Raw genomic sequence first — 18,206 nt, forward strand, 5'->3', positions numbered from 1 at the left:
TCTAACCTTTGTGCGCGCGGCGGGAAAAACACGCCCGCCACACGCTGTGTATGGCCCTTTGGCGAACAGAACAACACACAGCGCCCAATTTGCAGCGGAGTATCTCGGCATGGCAGCTCACCCAAAATCGCATCTTTGGCCGTTCGTCCCATCGGGCCGCATTGTTGACGTGGTGAAAGCTGAAGGGTCCTGGCTGCAATTGGCCGATGGGACCCGCATTCTTGATGCCGCGGGAGGCGCAATCGCTGCAAGCATTGGCCATGGCCGGCGGGAGGTTGCTGATGCCATGGCAGATGCGGTGGCGGATACGGGCTACATCGTCCCGACCTTCCTGACGCCACAACGCGAAAAGCTTGTGGAGCGTCTGAACAGCGGCTGGCTGCCGGCGCATCTGACCCGCGTGCATCTTTCAAGCGGCGGTTCTGAAGCAGCTGACGCGGCCATTCGCCTGGCCCGCATGCATCACATTGCCAACGGGGACGACACACGCTGGAAGATCATCGGGCGGACGCCGTCCTACCACGGCGCCACCGCCCTGACGCTTGCAGCGGGAGGCCACACAGCACGGCAAAAGGGCTTTGAACCTTACGCACCGGACCTGCCCAAGGTCCCAGCGCCGTATGCTTTGCGCAGTCCCCTTGGGCGCGATCACGCAGATGAAGACCTGCGCTGCGCCAAGGCACTGGAAGACACAATATTGAGCGAAGGCCCGGAGACGGTTGCCGCCTTCCTGGCTGAGAGCATCACCGGGTCTTCTGGGGGTGCCCTGCAACCGGGACCTCGCTACTGGCCGGAGGTGCAGCGCATCTGCCGCATGCATGGCGTCCTGCTGATCGTTGATGAGGTGATGACAGGCTTTGGGCGCACGGGTGCGCGCTTTGGGTCAGAGCATTTTGATATCAAGGCTGACATCATGTTTGCCGGCAAAGGATTGAGCGGCGGCTATGCACCGATAGCTGGCATTTACACAACCGAAGAGGTGGTGGCGCCGCTTGCGGCACGCGGCGACAGCCTGATGTTCTACACCTATGGGGGCCATCCTGGCGCCTGCGCTGCGGCAGACAAGGTACTTGAGATCATCGAGCGCGAGGCACTGGTAGAGCGTGCGGCAATACAGGGCGCGAAACTCGAAGCGTTGTTGCAGGAGCGACTTGGGCAGCACCCGCATGTGGCGGAGGTACGCGGACGCGGTCTTTTGTGGGGCATTGAACTCGTCGCGGACCGGGACACGCTGGAGCATTTTCCAACAAATGCGGGCATCACCAATGGTGTGGTGGCGCATGGTCTGCGTGAAGGAGCGTTCTTCTATCCCGGTGGCACTGGAGAGGTGCGAGATATCATTTGTCTTGGGCCAGCCTTCACGGTGAGTGACGACGAGCTGGAGATGATGGCAGATCGACTTTTGTCAGCAATCAACGCAGCTACGGCGTACAAGGCCGCTGCCTGATCGCATCTTGCCATCTGCTCAGGTTGTCGCTGCCTGGACCTTCTTGGCTGCCTCATCGGGTGTCGGGTGAAGGCTGATGACATCAGCAGAGTGCCCTTCGGGCAATTCTGCGGAGGTTTCAGTGCTGCTTGATGCGGGTGGCACAAAGGCAACCACATTAGCGACATCGCTGGTGTCGGCCGTCTCAGTCAGGCCGGCGTCTTCGGGCTCATAGGCCATGATCCTGCTCCTGCTTACTGTACGATGATCAAAGCCTGAGCCTGTTATGGTGAACTAAAGGTTAACGTCAGCGCGTCTTTCTGGATGCCTTACCTCAGAAAATTGCTGCGACAGCCATACCCAAGGCTGCTCCGATGGGTACCACGCTCCATGCCGGCATGCGAACAATTGCCAATGCGACAAAGGCCAACGCAGCAATTGCGATGTCAGTCCAGTCATTGATGGCGGTTGTCGTAACCGGTGTGTAGAGCGCAGCAGCAAGAACCCCAACCACCGCTGCATTGACGCCATTGAGTCCCGCGCGGGCAGTTTGGTTGGCGCGCAATGACGCCCAATAGGGCAAAGCGGCGGCGACAAGCAATGCGCCGGGCAGAAACACCATGACGAGGGCAAGCAGTGCATAGAAGCTTGCCGCAACAGCGCCCTGGTCAATGCCCGCCGTCCCGCCGAGAAAGGCCGAGAACGTAAACAGAGGACCTGGAACCGCCTGCGCCAGCCCGTAGCCCGCTGTGAATTCAGTCGCACCCACAAGGCCGGGGACCACGGTTTCAGCCTGAAGGAGCGGCAACACCACGTGTCCACCGCCAAACACCAGGGCCCCGGAACGATAGAACCCGTCAGCAATCTGTATTGCCAGTGAGTGATCATGAGACGCAAGGAACGGCAGCCCGAATAACAGCACTGCAAAGGCGACAAGGAGGATGAGTGATACTGGTTTTGGGATAGGCGCTACGAAATCTGCGGACTGCTCCGCGGCAACGGCAGAAGACCTGAAGGCCACAAGGCCAATGGCAATGCCCGCGCCTATGGCGATCAACTGACCTGTGACACCGCCGACATACAGGGTCACAGCCAATGCAAAAACTGCCAGGACAAGACGCGGAATGTCCGGGGTCAGACTGCGCGCCATACCGATGAGCGCATGCGCTACGACAGCGACCACAACAGCCTTCAGACCTTCAAGCAGTCCGGGCGGGATGGCCTCTCCCAACTGCACCAGCGACAACGCGGCGGCCGTCATGAGGATCGCGGACGGCAAAGTGAAGCCAGTCCATGCCGCAAGAGCGCCCCATGGTCCTGCCTTGAGCATACCGATTGCCAAACCGACCTGACTGGACGCAGGCCCTGGCAGGAACTGGCACAGGGCGACCACGTCCGCATAAGCCTCGTCGTTCAACCATTTGCGCCGTTCAACGAACTCATCACGGAAGTAGCCGATATGGGCCACAGGGCCGCCAAAGGCTGTGAATCCAAGGCGTAGAAACGCGAAAAAGACGTCCGATATCAAATTATCTGCGCTCCAATAATCCGCTGATAGCCACCGAATCTTTACCCCAAGCCTGCATCATTGGCCTTCAAGTTAGACGCCCACATGACAGTTCGGCCAGTTGCGACGGCATTTGGTCGACCGGGATTCCGAAGGTTCAGCAGCGCTGCACATGAACTCGACCGCATCCAGACTGGCAGACCTTGCAGAATTGCTGCGAGACCCAACGCCGGAGGGCCGCAGTGCTCTGCTCGCCTGCGTCACGGATCTCTATGTGTCTGGCGCGGACGATTGCAGCGACGACGCCCGGGATGGATTTGGATTGCTGCTGGTGGATATCGCCCGCATGGCAGGCGCTGACGCGCAACAAGTGCTGGCTCGATCCATCGCCCACGATGAAGCCCCACCAGCGACCCTCGTGGCATTCTTGCTGGACCAACCAGCATGGGTGGCAGCACCGTTTATTGCAGCAACGCCTACCCTTGATGATACCGCCCTCAGCGAGCTGATCGAAACGCACGGCGACGTGCACGCAGCAGGCATTGCCCAGCGGCAGGGCTTGTCCTCAGTGCTAGTGCGCAAGATCCTGACCACAGGAAATGATGCTGCGTTTGTGTGCCTTGCAGAAAATCACGACGCGCCCTTGCAGAGGGCTGACTTTGAAACGCTCAAAGCTGCCGCTCCAGCGCTGCCCCACTTGCAGGCAGCGCTCGCCCGCCGTAACGACCTGCCTGCGGATGTCGCCGTTACACTGATGTGGGACACCGGGGCCCGTCACGGACGTCAGGCGCTCGAGCAGGCTCTGGCGGTGACCACCGACGCTCTCTCATTGGCGATTGAGGCGGCAGGGGCGATCGGCATGTCCGAAGGCAAAGCAATACCGCACGCTGAAGAAGCGGCGTCATATGCTGTGCAAAAGTACAGCCGCCATGAATTGAAAGAACCGCTCGTCGTGAGGCTTCTGCGCGATGGCGACATGGACCGCTTCTACGCCTGTCTCGACAAACTGACAAACATCGATCGGGCAACCGGGGAAGCCATCATGGCTGAAAAAAGCGGATTTGCGCTCATGGTTGCTTGTCGGGCGGCACGTTTCGCACGCTCTACCTTTTCAACGCTTGTGCGGCTGGGAGAGGACGGTGCCCAGCGCTCTACGGATCAGACTTTTGAGCTGATGTCAGCCTTTGAGACATTGGACGATGCTTCTGCTGAAAGACTGCTCGGGTTCTGGCAGGTCCTGTTTGCGGGGGCAGAGCTGGCTGATGTCGATGACGCGCGTGATGCGCGCCAGGCGAGCTAGGCTGATCGTCCAATCCATGAAGGCGGTCAGGCGCTGGTGTCCACCTGTTTGGGTGGTTCAAAAATTTCCGGCGCGCCAGCAGGCAAGCTTTCCAGATAGATGGACGTAGACGGGAAGGCAAAGCCGGTACCAGCGCCTTCCACAATGCCCTTGATTGCCAAAGCCAACTGTTCTTTTGACTCAAGCCACTCTCCCCACACGGTGGTGCGTGTGAAGCAATAGAGCATGATGTCGATTGAGCTGTCGTTGAAGGCATCTATGCGCACAAACAACGGGACTTCCGGCGGCTTGGCAAAATCTTCGTTGCCCAGCACATAGGCTTCAATGCCATTGCGGACCTGTTGCAGCTGTTCTTTGGAGGCGCTGTATTCAATGCCGATCTTCCAGTAGATGCGGCGATGGGTCATGGCGGAGAAGTTCGTCACCGCGCCGTCCGCAAATTCCGTGTTCGGAACATATACCGGCGCTTTGTCAAACCGGCGAACACGCGTTGACCTGAACCCGATCTGCTCAACGGTGCCTTCGACCACACCATCAACCTTGACCCAATCACCAACACCAAAGCGCTTTTCAACCAGGATAGACAGGCCTGCCAGAAGGTTCTTGAACAGGTCTTGTGCGCCCAGAGCGACCGCGACACCAAAGAGACCCAGACCTGCAATCAGCGGGGCAACCTGAATGCCCCAGATCTGAAGAATGGTGGCAAGACCCAGGAGAACAACGCCTATGCGTGTGGCGGTAATCAGCCAGTCCACCATCTCACGGGTCAACACGGCTTCAAGACGCTTGAAGACAAGAGTCAAAGGCTTGGTGACATTGTAGAGCGCCCAGAAGAACGCCACCGCCACCATTGACCGCACAAGATTGTCGATGATGATGCCGCCGATGCCTTCAAGTGCCAGATATTGTCCGGCAATGAAGACGCCGACAGTCACCACCAGTAGCTTGAGCGACGGGCTGATCGCTTCAATGACCATATCGTCGAAATTGGTCGTGGTGTTTTTTGCCCACTGGCGAACGGTTGCCAGAACAATGCGGGCGAACAGTCCTCGCAGCACGTAGAAGAAGATCAGAATTCCCGCGACGATGAGCAATCGAGTGAAATCGATTCCCAGCACGCCATCGTTCCAGAATGTGACCAAAACTGACCAGAAATTTGCCGCGAGTTCCTGCACCATGTTGGGTGTTCTTCTCTTCCAATTAGGCTTTGCGCCGCCAAGGGCACCGAGGGTGACCCTGATAGCGCGGTTTTGGCCCGCGCCTCAAGCTGTCGCCATATGCATTGCTGGTTTGACCTTGATCATCGCCGCCTCTCATTCCGGGTCGTTATATTGATCGCGAAACTGATTTATTGACCAAATTCCGATGGAAGGAGACCACCCATGGCAACCGCTCGAGAAATTGTTGAAAAACATGTTCAAGCAGCCCTCGATGAAGCCGCAGAAACCGGACATCCACGTGACTCAGTCGCGCGGGTCCTGTTCGATCAGGTCATCAAGCTCTACCGGATGGATCGGCAACCCGATGACATCGCCAGCGAATTGATAGCGGCGGCTGAAAACATGGATGCCGGCGACGGCATCGCGTTCATGCGGCCATGATCCGGATCTGACATCTAGCGACCAAATATCTGTGAGATGAGTGGGTCTGTCTGCGATGGTGTTTCGTCAATCACGACACCATCCAGACAGGCTTCACTGTCACCGGATTCTATTTCCACGATCCACAAGTCCGGGTCCGATTTGGCGTAGCGCTCGAGATATGTGTCGGCATCCACGTCTGCCACCGGCTGTGCACCTGTCACGCACATCCAGCGCGGCTGGCCGTCATCGTCTGTGCCGGGTCCCGGCGCCGGGCCAAAAACGCGCACCGTTCGGTCCTGCAATGCGGCCTTCACGAAGACGGCGCCGGCGGTTTCGTGGCCCTTTCGGGCAATTGCCGTAAAGGCGCCTGAACTTGTTGCACGGCGCATGATTGCCTGGACACGCAGGTCTGATCTCAGTCGTGGTTGCATCACGGCACAGTGCCTCTGCGCGGCGGCTGCGGCAAGAGATGATGATATTGAGGAGTAGTCAGACGCGACGCTGACAGATCAAGCGGAACGGCGGCTTGCCATGCGGGCGCGCGGGAACGCGAGGCGTACGGTTGTGCCCTCGCCTTCCTGCGAGCGGATCGAGAAGCCACCGCGCTGCAATTCGGTGAGCGCCTTGGCGATTGCCAGGCCGACGCCTGCACCTGACGGGCGACCTTCAAGGCTACCGCCGGTGCGTTCGAACGGACGCATGAGCCGGTCGATTTCATGTGCAGGAATCCCCGGACCATTGTCCTTGATCTCCAGCCATACACTCAGCTCATCGGACCCGGCTTCGATCTCAATGCTTTCGCCAAGGGCCGAGTACTGAATGGCATTTGCGAGAATGCCATTGACAGCCTGACCCGCTGCACGGGCATCTGCCAGAGCGAGGGGCAAATCGTCAGATACGTGATTGATAACAACGACGCGACCATGGCGAGCCTGAGGCTCAAGCGTACGAACGGCACCATCGGCTATGGGCAGGAGGCGCGTTTCCTCCACATCCATTTCTACATTGCCGGCTTCGATTTCCGACATGCGCAATACGTCCGTGACGATGCGCAAAAGTGTTTTGCCGCTGTCGCCGATCATGTCTGCATAATCGGAATACCGACCATTGCCGATGGGACCGAAGGACTGATCACGGATCACCTGCGCGAAACCGATGATGGAGTTGAGCGGCGTGCGCAACTCGTGGCTCATGCTGCGCAGGAAAGCTGACTTGGTGCGACTGGCTGATTCAGCCATGTCGCGTGCCTCTTCCATCACCACATGTGCTTCCTGGCGATCGGTGATGTCGCGGGTCACTGCAATGAGGCTGATATCAACAGCGTTGCCGGTCGCGCGCAGGCGCGTTTCCAAATAGCGCGTGGTGCCATCGGCGTTGGGCACAGTAAATTCAACGGTGGCTTCGCCGCCCTGGCGCAGAGTATTTGTGAACGCGTCTGCAATCGCTTCAGCATCGGTACACCCCGGCACGTCCGACAGTCGGCTGCCGATGAGCTTGTCCGGAGAAACGTTCAGCAGGCGGCGGCTGGCAGGCGTCGCGAACAGCACCGTGCCGTCAATTGAGTGACGCGTGATCAGGTCACTGGCGTTGTCCGCAACCATGCGGTAGCGCGCTTCTTCGCTGTCAGCGGCATCTTCCGCGCGCTGATAGGCTTCCTGCGTCCGCATGGCGAGAGCGCAGGCATATACGATTGCGGCAACGATCGACACCATCCGTGTGAGGAATGGATCGATACCCGGCAGGTGCGCTGGCGGAAGGCTGGATGCCAGAGACATCCAGACAAGGCATGAGAAAACAATGGATGAGATGGCCGCAGCGGTGATCGCGCTTCGGCGGTTTGCTGACAGCGCGGCTTCCATGGGAACGATTGCGAGCCAGAAAATGGCCGGCGAATCCACTCCGCCTGTCCACAGGCAAAGCCAGCCGACGAGAATGGCAAAGAAGGTGGATGACAGGGCGTAGGACGCTGCCAGTTGACCCGTCGCACGCAAAAAGAGACCTGGCAACGCTGTGGCGCCCAGAAGAGCAAAAGCGCCGACTGCAAACAGGTCGATGCTGCCGGTTACAACGGCGAACAGGACACCACCAGCAAGACCCATGGCCCCGCCGGTGAGATGCTGCCGGATGAAGGACGCATGACGTCTCATCTGCCGCGGTCGCCCGCGTACGCTTAGATGCACCTGCCAGTCAGCGATCTGCACGCTTGTATCCCCGCAATCATGTCCGGGAATTGCCCCGGTTCTGCATTAACTATGACCATTGCCTACCCGCAATCCGCGCGCGTGGGCTCTATGAATGACAGCAGTGTGCCGGGTGAGAGTTAAAGAAGGTGAAATCCTTGAGAATTTCCGCGGCATTTGATTCAAAAGTCAGCCCAAAAACCTGCTCTGAATCATACCGGGAACAGACTTGCCGCATTGCAACGGTGTCCGCGTCGGCTTAGGGTTGGGCACGTCCGTTGCAGAAGTCTTAACAAGACTCTGACGGGTGCTCCGATCTGGCACATATTTGGGATTTTTCGCGCACTCTTTGCGTATGCGCGGCTCCTAAGACCCAAGGCTTTAGACGCCAAATGGGACAGATCAGGCACTTTTTTGGACGACTGGTAACTGATTTCCAGGTCTGCGGGCGCTGTCATTGCCGCCGGGGCCAGTTTTGGGGACGACACGTATGGTTGATTTCACCACAGGCGCCTTCGGGAATACCCATCTGCGAAAAACGGTCGGAATTCTGACTGTGACCGGCCTTGGACTGGCTCTTGCCGGATGCCTTGGCAATAGCGGACCAAACATCAACGCTGTTCAAGCACAGCCGGTTGCAGCTCCTGCCCCGGTAGTTGAGCCCTATCAGATTGCCAGCGCGCCGGTTGTTCTGTCGGATGGGACGATTGTCCCCATTCCGCGTGCAAAACCAGCAATTGCAGGCAAGCCGCTCGATAGTGTCACGCGGTCAGATGCCCGGCAGGCTGCTCCTCTGGAAGGCCCGCAGGGCCTTGTAGAAAAGGCTGCTGCCTATCGCGCCTTTGATGCTGCGATTGATGATCTGGCAAGCCGGAAATTCAAGGCACCGCGCGATGTGCGCGCTGCGCTCGACTCTCTTCGTCCGCATGATCCTGCAAAACTCGGTGAGGGCTGGGTCGCGAACAGCGCCTTCCTAGCCGCGGCTCAACCTGAATTTGTTGCGGCCTTGAAGGCAGCGGTTGCCCGTGACGGCAAACAGGCTGTTTTGACCCGTCTCAAGTCAGGCACCGGCGTGTGGATGTTTGCTGGCTCTCAGAAGGCGCGGTCGGCTGTGGTTGCTGACGCCTCTGTGGCCTACCAGAAGCTGACCGGTCTTGGTCAGCGGTTCCTCACTACTGCTGTTGAGTTTCAGCGCACCCGCTGGGGCAGCTATGAGCCAACTGTGCCTTTCTCGGTCGATCCGCAGTTTGCTGCTGCTGAAATTGAAGACATGGGCTTCGGCGGCATTCTGGCCGAGCTGGCCGGTGTGACGGAAGCCCAGGCTGCAGCGCCTGTGATGCAACGGATTCTGGCGATTGCCGGGCACATTGCTCTTGAAGAATCCGAAGCGAGCGCAACCGTTTCCTTGGTGCAGAACCGCGACCTTTCCCGGTGCACACGATTTGCTCGTCTCAATCTCAATCAGTGCCTTGCCGCTGCTCACTTCCCATCCGAGGAAGCGTATTGCACGGGCAAACATGCCGTGAACGAGATTGCCTATTGCTGGGCGACATATCTTCCCGCTGCTGCCAAATAACGGCAACACAAGACCAGACACCACGGTCCGACCAGGATCGGTCAGGAAGGCGGCTTTTTCGAAAGCCGCCTTTTTTGCGTCCAGCCAGCCAAAAATAGCGCAAACGATTTCCTAACTTCGTTCTGCCTATTCTCGCCCCGGGTCAGTTTGACCTGATTGTTTAGGGCAGTTTGGGGCAGGCAATGCCGGTTAGTACGCGTCAGGGCATCGAGGCACTGGTAAACGGGCTGGACAGCCTGCGGGTGGGGATCATCGTTTTTGATGGCTCTGACCGGCTTGTCTATTGCAATGACCATTTCCGTTTCATCTTTCGGACGTTCGACGATCTGGATGAAATTTCGGGCCTTGCCTACGAGGATATTCTCAAAACTCTGCTGGAAAATGGTGAGTTTGCAGGCGCTCGTGCCATCCACGACCCTGAAAACTGGCTTGCTGACACGCTTGCCCATCATCGATCTCGTGACTATGCGCCCAGGATAGAACGGCTGTCCGACGGGCGCTGGATGGAAGTCAAATGCCGCCCCATGGATGATGGCGGCGCCATTGTTCACTGGAACGATGTAACCAGCCTCATGCAGACACAGCTGCGTTTTGAAGCTGCCATTGAAAGCACGGCGGACGGCTTTGCGGTGTGGGATCAGGCAGACAGACTGGTATTGCACAACCGTGTATTCGCGCGGCTGCATCGCGCCACGTCAGAACGGCTCAAGCCCGGCACCACTTTCATGACGTTCATGACGGACACGGCGCATTCGGGCATCTTTGATGATGGAGACAATCCCGATGAGTGGATTGCCCGGCGTGTTGAAAAACACGGATTGCCTGTTGGCCAGAGCACGCTGCGCCATAAGGATGGTCGCTGGTTCCTGATGCGTGACCGGCGCACACGCGAAGGTGGTCGCGTCACAGTGTATACGGACATTACCGAACTTAAGGAGCGTGAACGCCAGCTCATAGAACGCGGAAGAACACTGCAATACACAGTGCAGGAACTGGAAATGAACCGCGCGAAGCTCGAAGATCAGGCATCGAACCTGGTGGACGTGGCGGAGAAACTCGACTCCGCCAAATCAGCGGCTGAACGCGCCAATGAAAGCAAAACATCTTTCCTGCGCAACATGAGTCACGAGCTCCGCACGCCCCTCAACTCAATCATCGGTTTTTCCGAAGTTCTGGAGCAGGAGCTGTTTGGGAAGCTGGGCAATGAGCGTTATCTCGACTACGCGTCGATGATCAACACGTCCGGTGGACATTTGTTGTCGCTGATCAACCAGATCCTCGACCTTTCGAAGATCGAAGCCGGACGATACGAGCTGGTTCACAACCCGTTTGATCTGCGCGAGATACTGGAAGACTGCAGTGATCTGCTGGCGCCACAGGCAAAGGCCGGCAGCATCTCTGTAGATGTCACAATGCCTGATGGCGATTGTGAAGTGGATGCGGATCACACGGCAATTCGTCAGTGTGTGCTGAATCTCATGTCCAATGCGATCAAGTTCACCAAGGAAGGCGGCTCGGTGACTGTTCGCCTTGAAGACAAGGACGACATGGCGCTTCTCATTGTCAGTGATACAGGCATCGGCATCGCGCCGAATGATTTGCGGCGGGTGATGATCCCATTTGAGCAGGTGGACTCCACATTTGCTGCAGGCAAACAGGGCACAGGTCTTGGTCTGCCAATTGTGAAATCACTGGTTGAACTGCATGGCGGCTCTATTGAACTGGCCAGCACGTTGGGCAAAGGCACCACCGCTACGGTGTGGTTGCCCAAAGAGGCCAGTGAGCCTGCTGTTGGTGCGCACCATGTGGGCAGAGGCTATGGCCTCATTGCATCGCCATCGCATTAGAAGCCGAAACTGTGATCCCATCCCCGGGATGCAAGATCAGGTGACATACTGATCGGAGCATGATGCACTGCGTGTGCAGCATGATTTGCCGGGATGTTAGATTTCCCGGGATATGACGGGGCGAGACTTTTCAGACATGGCTTCCAAAAAAAACAAGTCAGACAATGCGTCAGGTGAGAATGGAGCGGGCGCTGACATTCATCACGAAGATCAATTCGCCATCTGGCAGCCAAATGGCTTCAAGCTGTCGGAAGTACCTGGCGATGCGTCGGTAGAGAGCCGTGAGTACACAGACATTCTAAAGTCCCTACAGGACGATCTGCGCGAACTACAGCTGGCCTTTCTCTATAACAAGCTCAAGGGCGTTATTGTTTTTGAAGGCTGGGATGCAGCTGGCAAGGGCGGCATCATCCGGCGCCTGACCAGCGTCATGGACCCACGCGCAGTCCGTGTCTGGCCGATTTCGGCACCTGACCAACGCGAACGGGAAGAACATTATCTTCAGCGCTTCTGGCGGCGGCTGCCGCCCAATGGCGAGTTGGGCATCTTTGACCGCTCCTGGTACGGACGTGTGCTGGTGGAGCGCGTCGAGGACTTTGCTACCCGCGAAGAGTGGGGCCGCGCTTATGGAGAGATAAACGCCTTTGAGGCGTCACTGGCCGCTGATGGCTTCCGCCTGGTGAAGATCTTTCTGCAGGTGGACCATGAGGAACAGGCTCAGCGTTTTCGCGACCGTCTCGATGATCCCCTCAAGAGGTGGAAGCTTACTCCTGAAGATTTGCGCAACAGAAGCCGCCGTGCGGCCTATGAAGAAGCCATTGAAGAAATGGTGCGGCGGACATCGGCACCGGATGCGCCCTGGCATGTGATCCCCGCCAACGACAAGAAATTTGCGCGGCTCGCTGCGATCTCCACCATCATCCGCACACTAGGGGCAGGCATTGAGTTCGAACCGCCCGCCCCGAACGAGGATTTTCTCGCCGAAGCTCACAAGGAGCTGGGGATTGAGCCGGATTCCAAATAGCTAAAATTTTAGACAAGTGCCGTTTTGATTTTACCGACGCCCAAAACCCCGTCTTAGGCATGGCGCGCATTTGCACCATTGGAACTGCAGTTCGATCAAATTTGATCTATTTGTTTTGCAACCTCACAAGACCCTCGCGCCTAGTCTCGCAGCATGATTAGAAGCAAAGCCCTCTAACGCTGCGGACCGGATGAACCGGTCCAGGCAAAAGACGGCGCAACCGAGGGGTCGGTTTGATGCTTATTTTGAGAATTGCCTTCTGGATTGCCGTTGTCGCGGTTCTGCTACCGTCGGCACCAAGCATATCTTCTTCTGACGGCACAGCGCAGGCTGCGTCAGGCGTACCTGCTGGTGACGCAGAAGTGTTTGATGCCGGAGCGGCTGTTGATATGGCCATGAACACAGGCTCTGACGTTTTGAGCTTTTGTGAACGCAATGACGCTGTATGCGACACGGTCGCTGCTGGCGGATCACATGTTGCAAACCAACTCATCTACTACACCGGTGAAGCTGTAAGCTGGGCAGCGCAGGCCCTTATTGATGCCCGCGGCGCTGAGACCGGAACGCCTGGCGCGTTGCCCGCTGCGACCGCCACGCCCGCAGAAGTTACTGCAGATGTCCCCGCGCCAATCCCCTCACAAGGCGCGTAGGCAAAACCCGGACCCATCCGGGAACCAGAAACAGCATTAGCTGTTTCACAAAAATAGCGATCCTCTCAAGGGCGCGTATTGCACATCCCAAAGACCTTCCCCCCCAGGTCTTGTCCCCCAAGTGCAATACGCGCCATTTTTTTGCTTGTTTCCCACCAGTTGTCTCACCAGCCCCAACAGCCTATGTCTTTGAGGCAAGAGGGATGGCGCATCCAGCCATCACGCGATGCTGATCAAGGACGTGTCTGGCTGTGAGTATCAATGACCTGATTGACGACTTTTCCTACCTTGATGATTGGGAAGACCGGTATCGGTATGTGATCGAGCTTGGCAAAGACCTGACCCCTCTCCCTGATGCGGAACACTCGGACGCCAACAAGGTCAAGGGCTGTGTAAGTCAGGTCTGGCTTCAGACCCATGTTGCCAAGGGCGACAACGGCGAGCCGGTTCTGACCTTCATTGGCGACAGCGACGCCCATATTGTGCGTGGGCTTATTGCGATTGTGCTGCGGCTGTATTCCGGGCGCCCGGCTTCTGAGATCGCCAGTACACCAGCGGACCCGGTGTTTCAGCAAATCGGTCTTGATGAACATCTAAGCCCACAACGCTCAAATGGTCTGCACGCGATGGTCGGTCGGATCCAGGCCGATGCCGCTGCAGCATTGGCTGACGCCGGGGTCGCCTAGCATGGGTCTTTATATCCTGCCTTACATTGGCGGCGTCATCGGGCTTGGGCTTGGGCTGTTCGCCATTTTTCGTCCCTACGGAGCGGCAAAGCTTGTCGGGATCAAGATTGACGAGGCATTGCCACATTCGATTTCCGAAGTACGTGCCACCTATGGCGGCGTGTTTGCCGGTGGGCATGCGTTTGCCCTTGTGACCGGCAGCGACGCGGCCTTTATGACGCTCGCCTGCGGCTGGGGGTTGACCGGGATTGTGCGACTTGTGTCGATGGTGATTGATCGCGCGGCCAATGGAGCCAATTACGGTGGCACCGCCTTTGAGCTCGTCATGGCTGCCCTCCTTGCAGCGCCATTCGTGATTGGCTGACCAGTCACGCCTTTGTTTCTGGCGGCTCTTCCATCTTAGGTGTTTCCAGCGCATGCCATACGTAGCTGGACCTCCTTCGCCCAGCGGATGAACCATTGAAGCCGTAATGGTCAGCCAGACGCTCCAGAGCGATGGCCAGGACAACTTTGCCTGAGCGTTGCGGCCACCCCATGCGTCGCTCGGCATCCTCCAGACCGCTCAGGTAACAGCACACGTCCACCAGCGGTTCTGCGAGGCCGGGCCCGACCGCATCCAATGCCTTGTAGAAGCGCTGGCGTGCCGCCAATGCTTTTTCGCTGACATTCAGACCGTCATTCGCGTTGCGGCGATTGCCATCCAGCTGGACGGACCAGTCCGCGGTCACGCGCTGGGTCATCTGGGCGCTGGTGAAGTCGGCGCGCAGTTTTTCGCCGGCTTCAAACTGGGTTTGTGACACAAGTGCCTTGCCGTTACTCCCTTTGCGGCGGCGCAGCCATCCAAGCGGCGTTTCCGCCAGGTTGACGCGCATAGGCGTCAGCGCGGTTTTTGTGCCGTCCCCTCGCCCGTCAATCATCCGGGTGCCTTCGAGTTGGTGCTGCGCGCGAAAGGGGTCAACGGTCGCCGCGTCCCGGGTGACACGGGCGCGGCCGAGATCCGTAAGGGTGAAGTCATCGCCGTTCGCTGCAATCAATCCTTCGCGTTCGAAGGCGTGGACGATGCGTGCATCAACGCGGGTGCGCGGGGTGCCGCCGCGCGATCTCCCCGAGCGCACGGCGTAACGGTTCGCCTGGGGAACCGGAACAAGCAGGGTGCCCGGCGACACAAGGCGCGGCAGAATGCGGCGCGCCTCTCGGTCAAGCTCGCCTTTCGCGATGGCTACCGGTTTTGTGGGCACAGGGGCCGCTGATGGCGGTGTGATCCATTTGGAGGGAGGTGTTTTTTGCATTGCCCTAAACCTCCTTGCCGGTGGCCGCACGAAGTTGCCACTCCAGGCGCGACAACAACTGGTCAAACACCACATCATCCCGAGCCCATTCGACCTGGCGGCAAGCATGGGAGACGGTGGACCTGTCGCGGCCAAAATCGTCGCCAACGCTTGTGAGGGTGACCCCGAAGACCACATGGGTGAGGTACATGGCGACCTGGCGGGCATGACACGCAGCAGAAGATCCGCGCTGGGCGGAAACTAGTTCATCCACAGAAACATTGAACTGACGAGACACAAATGCTCGCACAAGTTGTGACAACTGCCTACTTTGCGACTTATACGTACTGAGTCTCGGCTCTGAGGCTGTTGGCCTTCTCGCGTCAATTACGTTCGGCATTGAGGTTTTCCCCGCTATCCTATAGGAACATAATACGAACTTACTGTTCGATTTGCGATATTTTTACGTATTGCGTAAACACCGGGGATAGATTTTTTGGCAATCGACTGAAAAAAGTCAGGTTGCAATCGGTATTAGAAGCTCCGCGGCAGCTTCGGAGGCAGAGCAATGATCAGGGGGCAGGCAATGCAGACACGTATTCGGCACTACCGGAAACTGCGCGGGCTGACCCTGCAGCAGCTGGCCGACAAGGTGGAAACGACGCCTCAGACCATTTCCCGGCTGGAAACCGGCAATATGACGGTCTCCATTGACTGGCTGGAGCGATTTGCCGGTGTCTTTGATGTCCAGGTGCGTGATCTGATATCCGGCACCCAGGGCCGCGAAATTGACCTTATGGGTACATTGGCCGGCGACGGCGCGGCACTGACAGCAACGGAAGCTGACCTGCCCGGCTTTGCGGTGGATATCCCCGCCGACCGCCCCGTCGCCGTGTGGCTGTCGGGCAGGGTCGGTCCCTATGAGGCGGGAGATCTGTTGATCGGCAACCGGCTTGAGGGAGCAGACCTTGCCGCTGCCCATGCTCAGGACTGCCTTGTCCCCGGAGACAACAACACACTGTATCTGCGCCGTGTGGCGCGGGAGGACAGTGGATTGTTCACCCTGATGCCGCTTGATGCGGGGGGCGATGTGCGCTTTGGCGCGGAGCTCGACTGGGCCGCGCGCATTGTCATGCGCATTCAGTATTTCAGGAAGCCGCGCTAGTTGGCTTCCATGGTCTCTTCGCGGGACTGATCATCCAGCGCCTCAGCGATGCAAACACCCGACCAGCGGCCACCATTTGTGACTTGATCCGGCGACAGGCCCCAGCTGCCGCGAAACACTACATCACCCTCAAGCGTCAGGCGCGCGCCGCCGGAACTGATTTCTGATACCCACACACCGCGCAGCTGAGTGTTCCGTATACGGCCAAACAAAAAGCCGGGCTGTACACCGGGAACCCGGCCATATGACCCGGTCACCGTCTCATCGTCATGTTGCACAGTCACAAGACGGCCAAACTCTGTCCGCCAGATGCCGGTCCACCCGTTGCAGTGTTGCGGTTCAGGCTTGGTGACGCGCAGTGGCGTTGCCGCCAGAAGCGCGCCCCCTTCCGCAGCACCGGCATAGACTGCAGCGGTGTAAAGCCCCTCAGGTGGGGCGCGGAACAGCAGGCGGGATTTGGGATCGTTTGATGTTTCGGCCTGCTCAACGGTGTCAGCAAGCAGATCCACCGATATGGAAATTGCACCATCGGCCTCATCCAACGGCACGAGGGCCACATGACCACCGTTGGCGAGGCACCGGTTGTTGCGTATTTCCAGATCAAGCTCTATCGCGCTGCCCTGCTGGTAGGCCGCACGCGTCAATGAAATGCCAGGCACCGGTTCAGCTGATACACCGGCGTCACTCAGCACCGCAGGGCTGATCGCCACTTCCTCTTCAAGGGTTTTGATCAACTCAAGTCTTGGCTCCAGCACTGGCTCGCCAACCAATAGGGCTGCCCGCTGTGTGCCCTGATCAATCGCCTCCTGCGCGCTACACCCGCTGCGCACGGAGCAAGTGGCCGACGCGTTGATTGCCCGGCGCAACTGAAAGAGGGTTCGCGTCAGCTGAGGGTCAACGCCGGGGCAGGATGCGGCAGGGGTCGCACTCACCTTCGCACCCACACCGGCAGACTTGGTCCGTTCAAGGCGCATGAGAGATTTTATCGCAGTTTCCAGACGGTCCGCTGCACGCTCCCATGCTGCAGGCTGGGACACACGCTTCTCCAGCCGCAGATTGCCCAGCGCATCACGCATGCCAGCAAGTGCCAGGCGGAGCGAGACGCGTCGCCAGCGAGGTGGACGTCCTTCCCCTGAAACTGGCTTGATCAGATTTTTTTCAATGTTGGCCAGACTGGTAGCCAGCTCCTGTGTCCGCTTCGGATCAAGACCCGTCGTATCGAAGACCAATGCAAGGCGCGACAGGGCTTCAAGGCCGGACATGGTAACTGACCCGGATGCCCTCGTCGGCGTTTGGGTGAGGTCAGACGGCACGGCTGTGACCACGGTTTGAGATGTTTCACCAACGGCTGCGCTCAAAATGCCTTCCGCAAATGCAGCACCTTCGAGCAGGGCGTGTCGTGCCTTGCAGTCAGCGCCGGGGCACGCCATGGCCGAACAGGTAAGTGCTTCGGTCTCCAACGCCCGTGTCGTCGCGCGGATGGGGGACAGGATGCTATCAAGGTCCACTGTCGGGTTGCCACCAATGACCGAGCAGGCTGGTGATGTTGGCGTGACCACGCGGTGAGCCGCACTGCAGATATTTTCCGTCAGACACGCGGAAGCCGCGCGGGCCGCCGCCTGCGCCAGCAGCTCAACGCCCATTGCTATCTGGTTCGAGCGGTCCGCCGCCTCCACCTGTGCCAGTGCGGTTTGCTGGTGCGTCCAGATTGTTGATCCGCTGTCCAGACGTGCCGGGCCCGGCCACCTCAATGTAGATGGGTCTGTCTGTAAGCGGCTGGCATCCTGTGCCGCCTGTGCCTTGTTTTTGAGTTCTGTTGCCTTGTCTGCCAGATCGCGGGCGAGCGACCTGCTGATCTCACATACGGGACAAGGCGGGCTGGAGTGAGCTGCATCGCCGTTCTGCGCTGCACCGGCAGCGGGGTGCAGAGTGAGTACCCCGCTCATACCAACCGCGACCACTAAGAGGTTTCGGCGCAATGGCACGCGAAATGA

General features: G+C 58.5%; 18 protein-coding genes. 10 read left to right on the forward strand and 8 right to left on the reverse strand.

Translation table 11 applies throughout. The annotated features are described in order from the left end of the window. Positions 1-109 precede the first annotated feature (109 nt). Positions 110-1,447, forward strand: coding sequence for an aminotransferase family protein (locus tag ABXH05_RS14785; protein WP_353561850.1), 1,338 nt, complete (start codon positions 110-112; stop codon positions 1,445-1,447). An 18-nt stretch (positions 1,448-1,465) separates the two neighbouring features. Here ABXH05_RS14785 and ABXH05_RS14790 read toward each other — a convergent pair whose 3' ends face one another. Next, entirely contained in the window at positions 1,466-1,666 is a 201-nt protein-coding gene (locus ABXH05_RS14790) for a hypothetical protein (RefSeq protein ID WP_353561852.1), read from the reverse strand. Between the two features lie 94 nt (positions 1,667-1,760). Next, on the reverse strand, positions 1,761-2,954 hold the full coding sequence (gene chrA / locus ABXH05_RS14795) for a chromate efflux transporter (protein WP_353561854.1): 1,194 nt from the start codon (positions 2,952-2,954) through the stop codon (positions 1,761-1,763). Positions 2,955-3,105: 151 nt separating this feature from the next. Between chrA and ABXH05_RS14800 the strand changes: the two genes are divergently transcribed. Next, entirely contained in the window at positions 3,106-4,233 is a 1,128-nt protein-coding gene (locus ABXH05_RS14800) for a DUF2336 domain-containing protein (RefSeq protein ID WP_353561856.1), read from the forward strand. A 26-nt stretch (positions 4,234-4,259) separates the two neighbouring features. Here the strand turns inward: ABXH05_RS14800 and ABXH05_RS14805 are convergent, their stop codons facing one another. Further along, positions 4,260-5,411: a mechanosensitive ion channel family protein gene (locus ABXH05_RS14805; protein WP_353561858.1), complete on the reverse strand. Its 1,152-nt coding sequence runs from the start codon at positions 5,409-5,411 to the stop codon at positions 4,260-4,262. 204 nt (positions 5,412-5,615) lie between these two features. On the opposite strand from ABXH05_RS14805, the gene ABXH05_RS14810 reads away from it, so the two are divergent. Next, positions 5,616-5,834: a hypothetical protein gene (locus tag ABXH05_RS14810; RefSeq protein WP_353561860.1), complete on the forward strand. Its 219-nt coding sequence runs from the start codon at positions 5,616-5,618 to the stop codon at positions 5,832-5,834. A 14-nt stretch (positions 5,835-5,848) separates the two neighbouring features. On the opposite strand, the gene ABXH05_RS14815 is transcribed toward ABXH05_RS14810, so the two are convergent. Together ABXH05_RS14815 and ABXH05_RS14820 are read right to left on the reverse strand one after the other, a co-directional pair. Then, on the reverse strand, positions 5,849-6,247 hold the full coding sequence (locus ABXH05_RS14815) for a DUF1491 family protein (protein WP_353562429.1): 399 nt from the start codon (positions 6,245-6,247) through the stop codon (positions 5,849-5,851). A 78-nt stretch (positions 6,248-6,325) separates the two neighbouring features. Beyond that, positions 6,326-8,017 (reverse strand): PAS domain-containing sensor histidine kinase, encoded by a 1,692-nt coding sequence (locus ABXH05_RS14820; protein ID WP_353561862.1) that lies wholly within the window; start codon positions 8,015-8,017, stop codon positions 6,326-6,328. A 469-nt stretch (positions 8,018-8,486) separates the two neighbouring features. Here ABXH05_RS14820 and ABXH05_RS14825 point away from each other — a divergent pair, with 469 nt between their 5' ends. The 6 genes from ABXH05_RS14825 (at position 8,487) to ABXH05_RS14850 (ending at position 14,143) form a co-directional block, all read left to right on the forward strand. Further along, positions 8,487-9,572, forward strand: coding sequence for a hypothetical protein (locus ABXH05_RS14825; RefSeq protein WP_353561864.1), 1,086 nt, complete (start codon positions 8,487-8,489; stop codon positions 9,570-9,572). Positions 9,573-9,754: 182 nt separating this feature from the next. Further along, a complete protein-coding gene (locus ABXH05_RS14830; RefSeq protein WP_353561866.1) occupies positions 9,755-11,419 on the forward strand; it encodes a sensor histidine kinase in 1,665 nt (554 codons plus the stop codon). 136 nt (positions 11,420-11,555) lie between these two features. Then, on the forward strand, positions 11,556-12,443 hold the full coding sequence (locus tag ABXH05_RS14835) for a polyphosphate kinase 2 family protein (RefSeq protein ID WP_353561868.1): 888 nt from the start codon (positions 11,556-11,558) through the stop codon (positions 12,441-12,443). A 236-nt stretch (positions 12,444-12,679) separates the two neighbouring features. Further along, positions 12,680-13,093 carry a hypothetical protein gene (locus ABXH05_RS14840; RefSeq protein WP_353561870.1) on the forward strand — a complete coding sequence of 138 codons (414 nt, stop codon included), beginning with the start codon at positions 12,680-12,682 and terminating at the stop codon, positions 13,091-13,093. 245 nt (positions 13,094-13,338) lie between these two features. Continuing rightward, the gene (locus tag ABXH05_RS14845) at positions 13,339-13,779 is read left to right on the forward strand and encodes a SufE family protein (protein ID WP_353562431.1); all 441 of its coding nucleotides are present in this window, start codon (positions 13,339-13,341) and stop codon (positions 13,777-13,779) included. Position 13,780: 1 nt separating this feature from the next. Further along, a complete protein-coding gene (locus tag ABXH05_RS14850) occupies positions 13,781-14,143 on the forward strand; it encodes a DUF4345 family protein (RefSeq protein WP_353561872.1) in 363 nt (120 codons plus the stop codon). 4 nt (positions 14,144-14,147) lie between these two features. Here ABXH05_RS14850 and ABXH05_RS14855 read toward each other — a convergent pair whose 3' ends face one another. Next, a complete protein-coding gene (locus tag ABXH05_RS14855) occupies positions 14,148-15,068 on the reverse strand; it encodes a DUF6456 domain-containing protein (protein ID WP_353561874.1) in 921 nt (306 codons plus the stop codon). Positions 15,069-15,072: 4 nt separating this feature from the next. Continuing rightward, positions 15,073-15,345: a helix-turn-helix domain-containing protein gene (locus ABXH05_RS14860; protein ID WP_353561876.1), complete on the reverse strand. Its 273-nt coding sequence runs from the start codon at positions 15,343-15,345 to the stop codon at positions 15,073-15,075. Between the two features lie 288 nt (positions 15,346-15,633). Between ABXH05_RS14860 and ABXH05_RS14865 the strand changes: the two genes are divergently transcribed. Continuing rightward, positions 15,634-16,212, forward strand: a complete 579-nt coding sequence (locus ABXH05_RS14865; protein ID WP_353561878.1) for a helix-turn-helix domain-containing protein — start codon at positions 15,634-15,636, stop codon at positions 16,210-16,212. Here the strand turns inward: ABXH05_RS14865 and ABXH05_RS14870 are convergent. Further along, complete coding sequence (locus ABXH05_RS14870; protein ID WP_353561880.1) at positions 16,209-18,158, reverse strand: hypothetical protein; 1,950 nt, start codon at positions 18,156-18,158, stop codon at positions 16,209-16,211. The genes ABXH05_RS14865 and ABXH05_RS14870 overlap by 4 nt on opposite strands. Between the last annotated feature and the right edge of the window lie 48 nt (positions 18,159-18,206).

The organism is Pyruvatibacter sp. HU-CL02332 (assembly GCF_040362765.1).
Lineage (GTDB): Bacteria > Pseudomonadota > Alphaproteobacteria > CGMCC-115125 > CGMCC-115125 > Pyruvatibacter.

Excerpts from the sequence above, each read along its gene's own strand:
- ABXH05_RS14785 (WP_353561850.1), top strand. The coding sequence starts at position 110 with ATGGCAGCTCACCCAAAATCGCATCTTTGGCCGTTCGTCCCATCGGGC.
- ABXH05_RS14790 (WP_353561852.1), bottom strand. The coding sequence starts at position 1,666 with ATGGCCTATGAGCCCGAAGACGCCGGCCTGACTGAGACGGCCGACACC.
- ABXH05_RS14800 (WP_353561856.1), top strand. The coding sequence starts at position 3,106 with ATGAACTCGACCGCATCCAGACTGGCAGACCTTGCAGAATTGCTGCGA.
- ABXH05_RS14805 (WP_353561858.1), bottom strand. The coding sequence starts at position 5,411 with ATGGTGCAGGAACTCGCGGCAAATTTCTGGTCAGTTTTGGTCACATTC.
- ABXH05_RS14810 (WP_353561860.1), top strand. The coding sequence starts at position 5,616 with ATGGCAACCGCTCGAGAAATTGTTGAAAAACATGTTCAAGCAGCCCTC.
- ABXH05_RS14815 (WP_353562429.1), bottom strand. The coding sequence starts at position 6,247 with ATGCAACCACGACTGAGATCAGACCTGCGTGTCCAGGCAATCATGCGC.
- ABXH05_RS14825 (WP_353561864.1), top strand. The coding sequence starts at position 8,487 with ATGGTTGATTTCACCACAGGCGCCTTCGGGAATACCCATCTGCGAAAA.
- ABXH05_RS14830 (WP_353561866.1), top strand. The coding sequence starts at position 9,755 with ATGCCGGTTAGTACGCGTCAGGGCATCGAGGCACTGGTAAACGGGCTG.
- ABXH05_RS14835 (WP_353561868.1), top strand. The coding sequence starts at position 11,556 with ATGGCTTCCAAAAAAAACAAGTCAGACAATGCGTCAGGTGAGAATGGA.
- ABXH05_RS14840 (WP_353561870.1), top strand. The coding sequence starts at position 12,680 with ATGCTTATTTTGAGAATTGCCTTCTGGATTGCCGTTGTCGCGGTTCTG.
- ABXH05_RS14850 (WP_353561872.1), top strand. The coding sequence starts at position 13,781 with ATGGGTCTTTATATCCTGCCTTACATTGGCGGCGTCATCGGGCTTGGG.
- ABXH05_RS14855 (WP_353561874.1), bottom strand. The coding sequence starts at position 15,068 with ATGCAAAAAACACCTCCCTCCAAATGGATCACACCGCCATCAGCGGCC.
- ABXH05_RS14865 (WP_353561878.1), top strand. The coding sequence starts at position 15,634 with ATGCAGACACGTATTCGGCACTACCGGAAACTGCGCGGGCTGACCCTG.
- ABXH05_RS14870 (WP_353561880.1), bottom strand. The coding sequence starts at position 18,158 with ATGAGCGGGGTACTCACTCTGCACCCCGCTGCCGGTGCAGCGCAGAAC.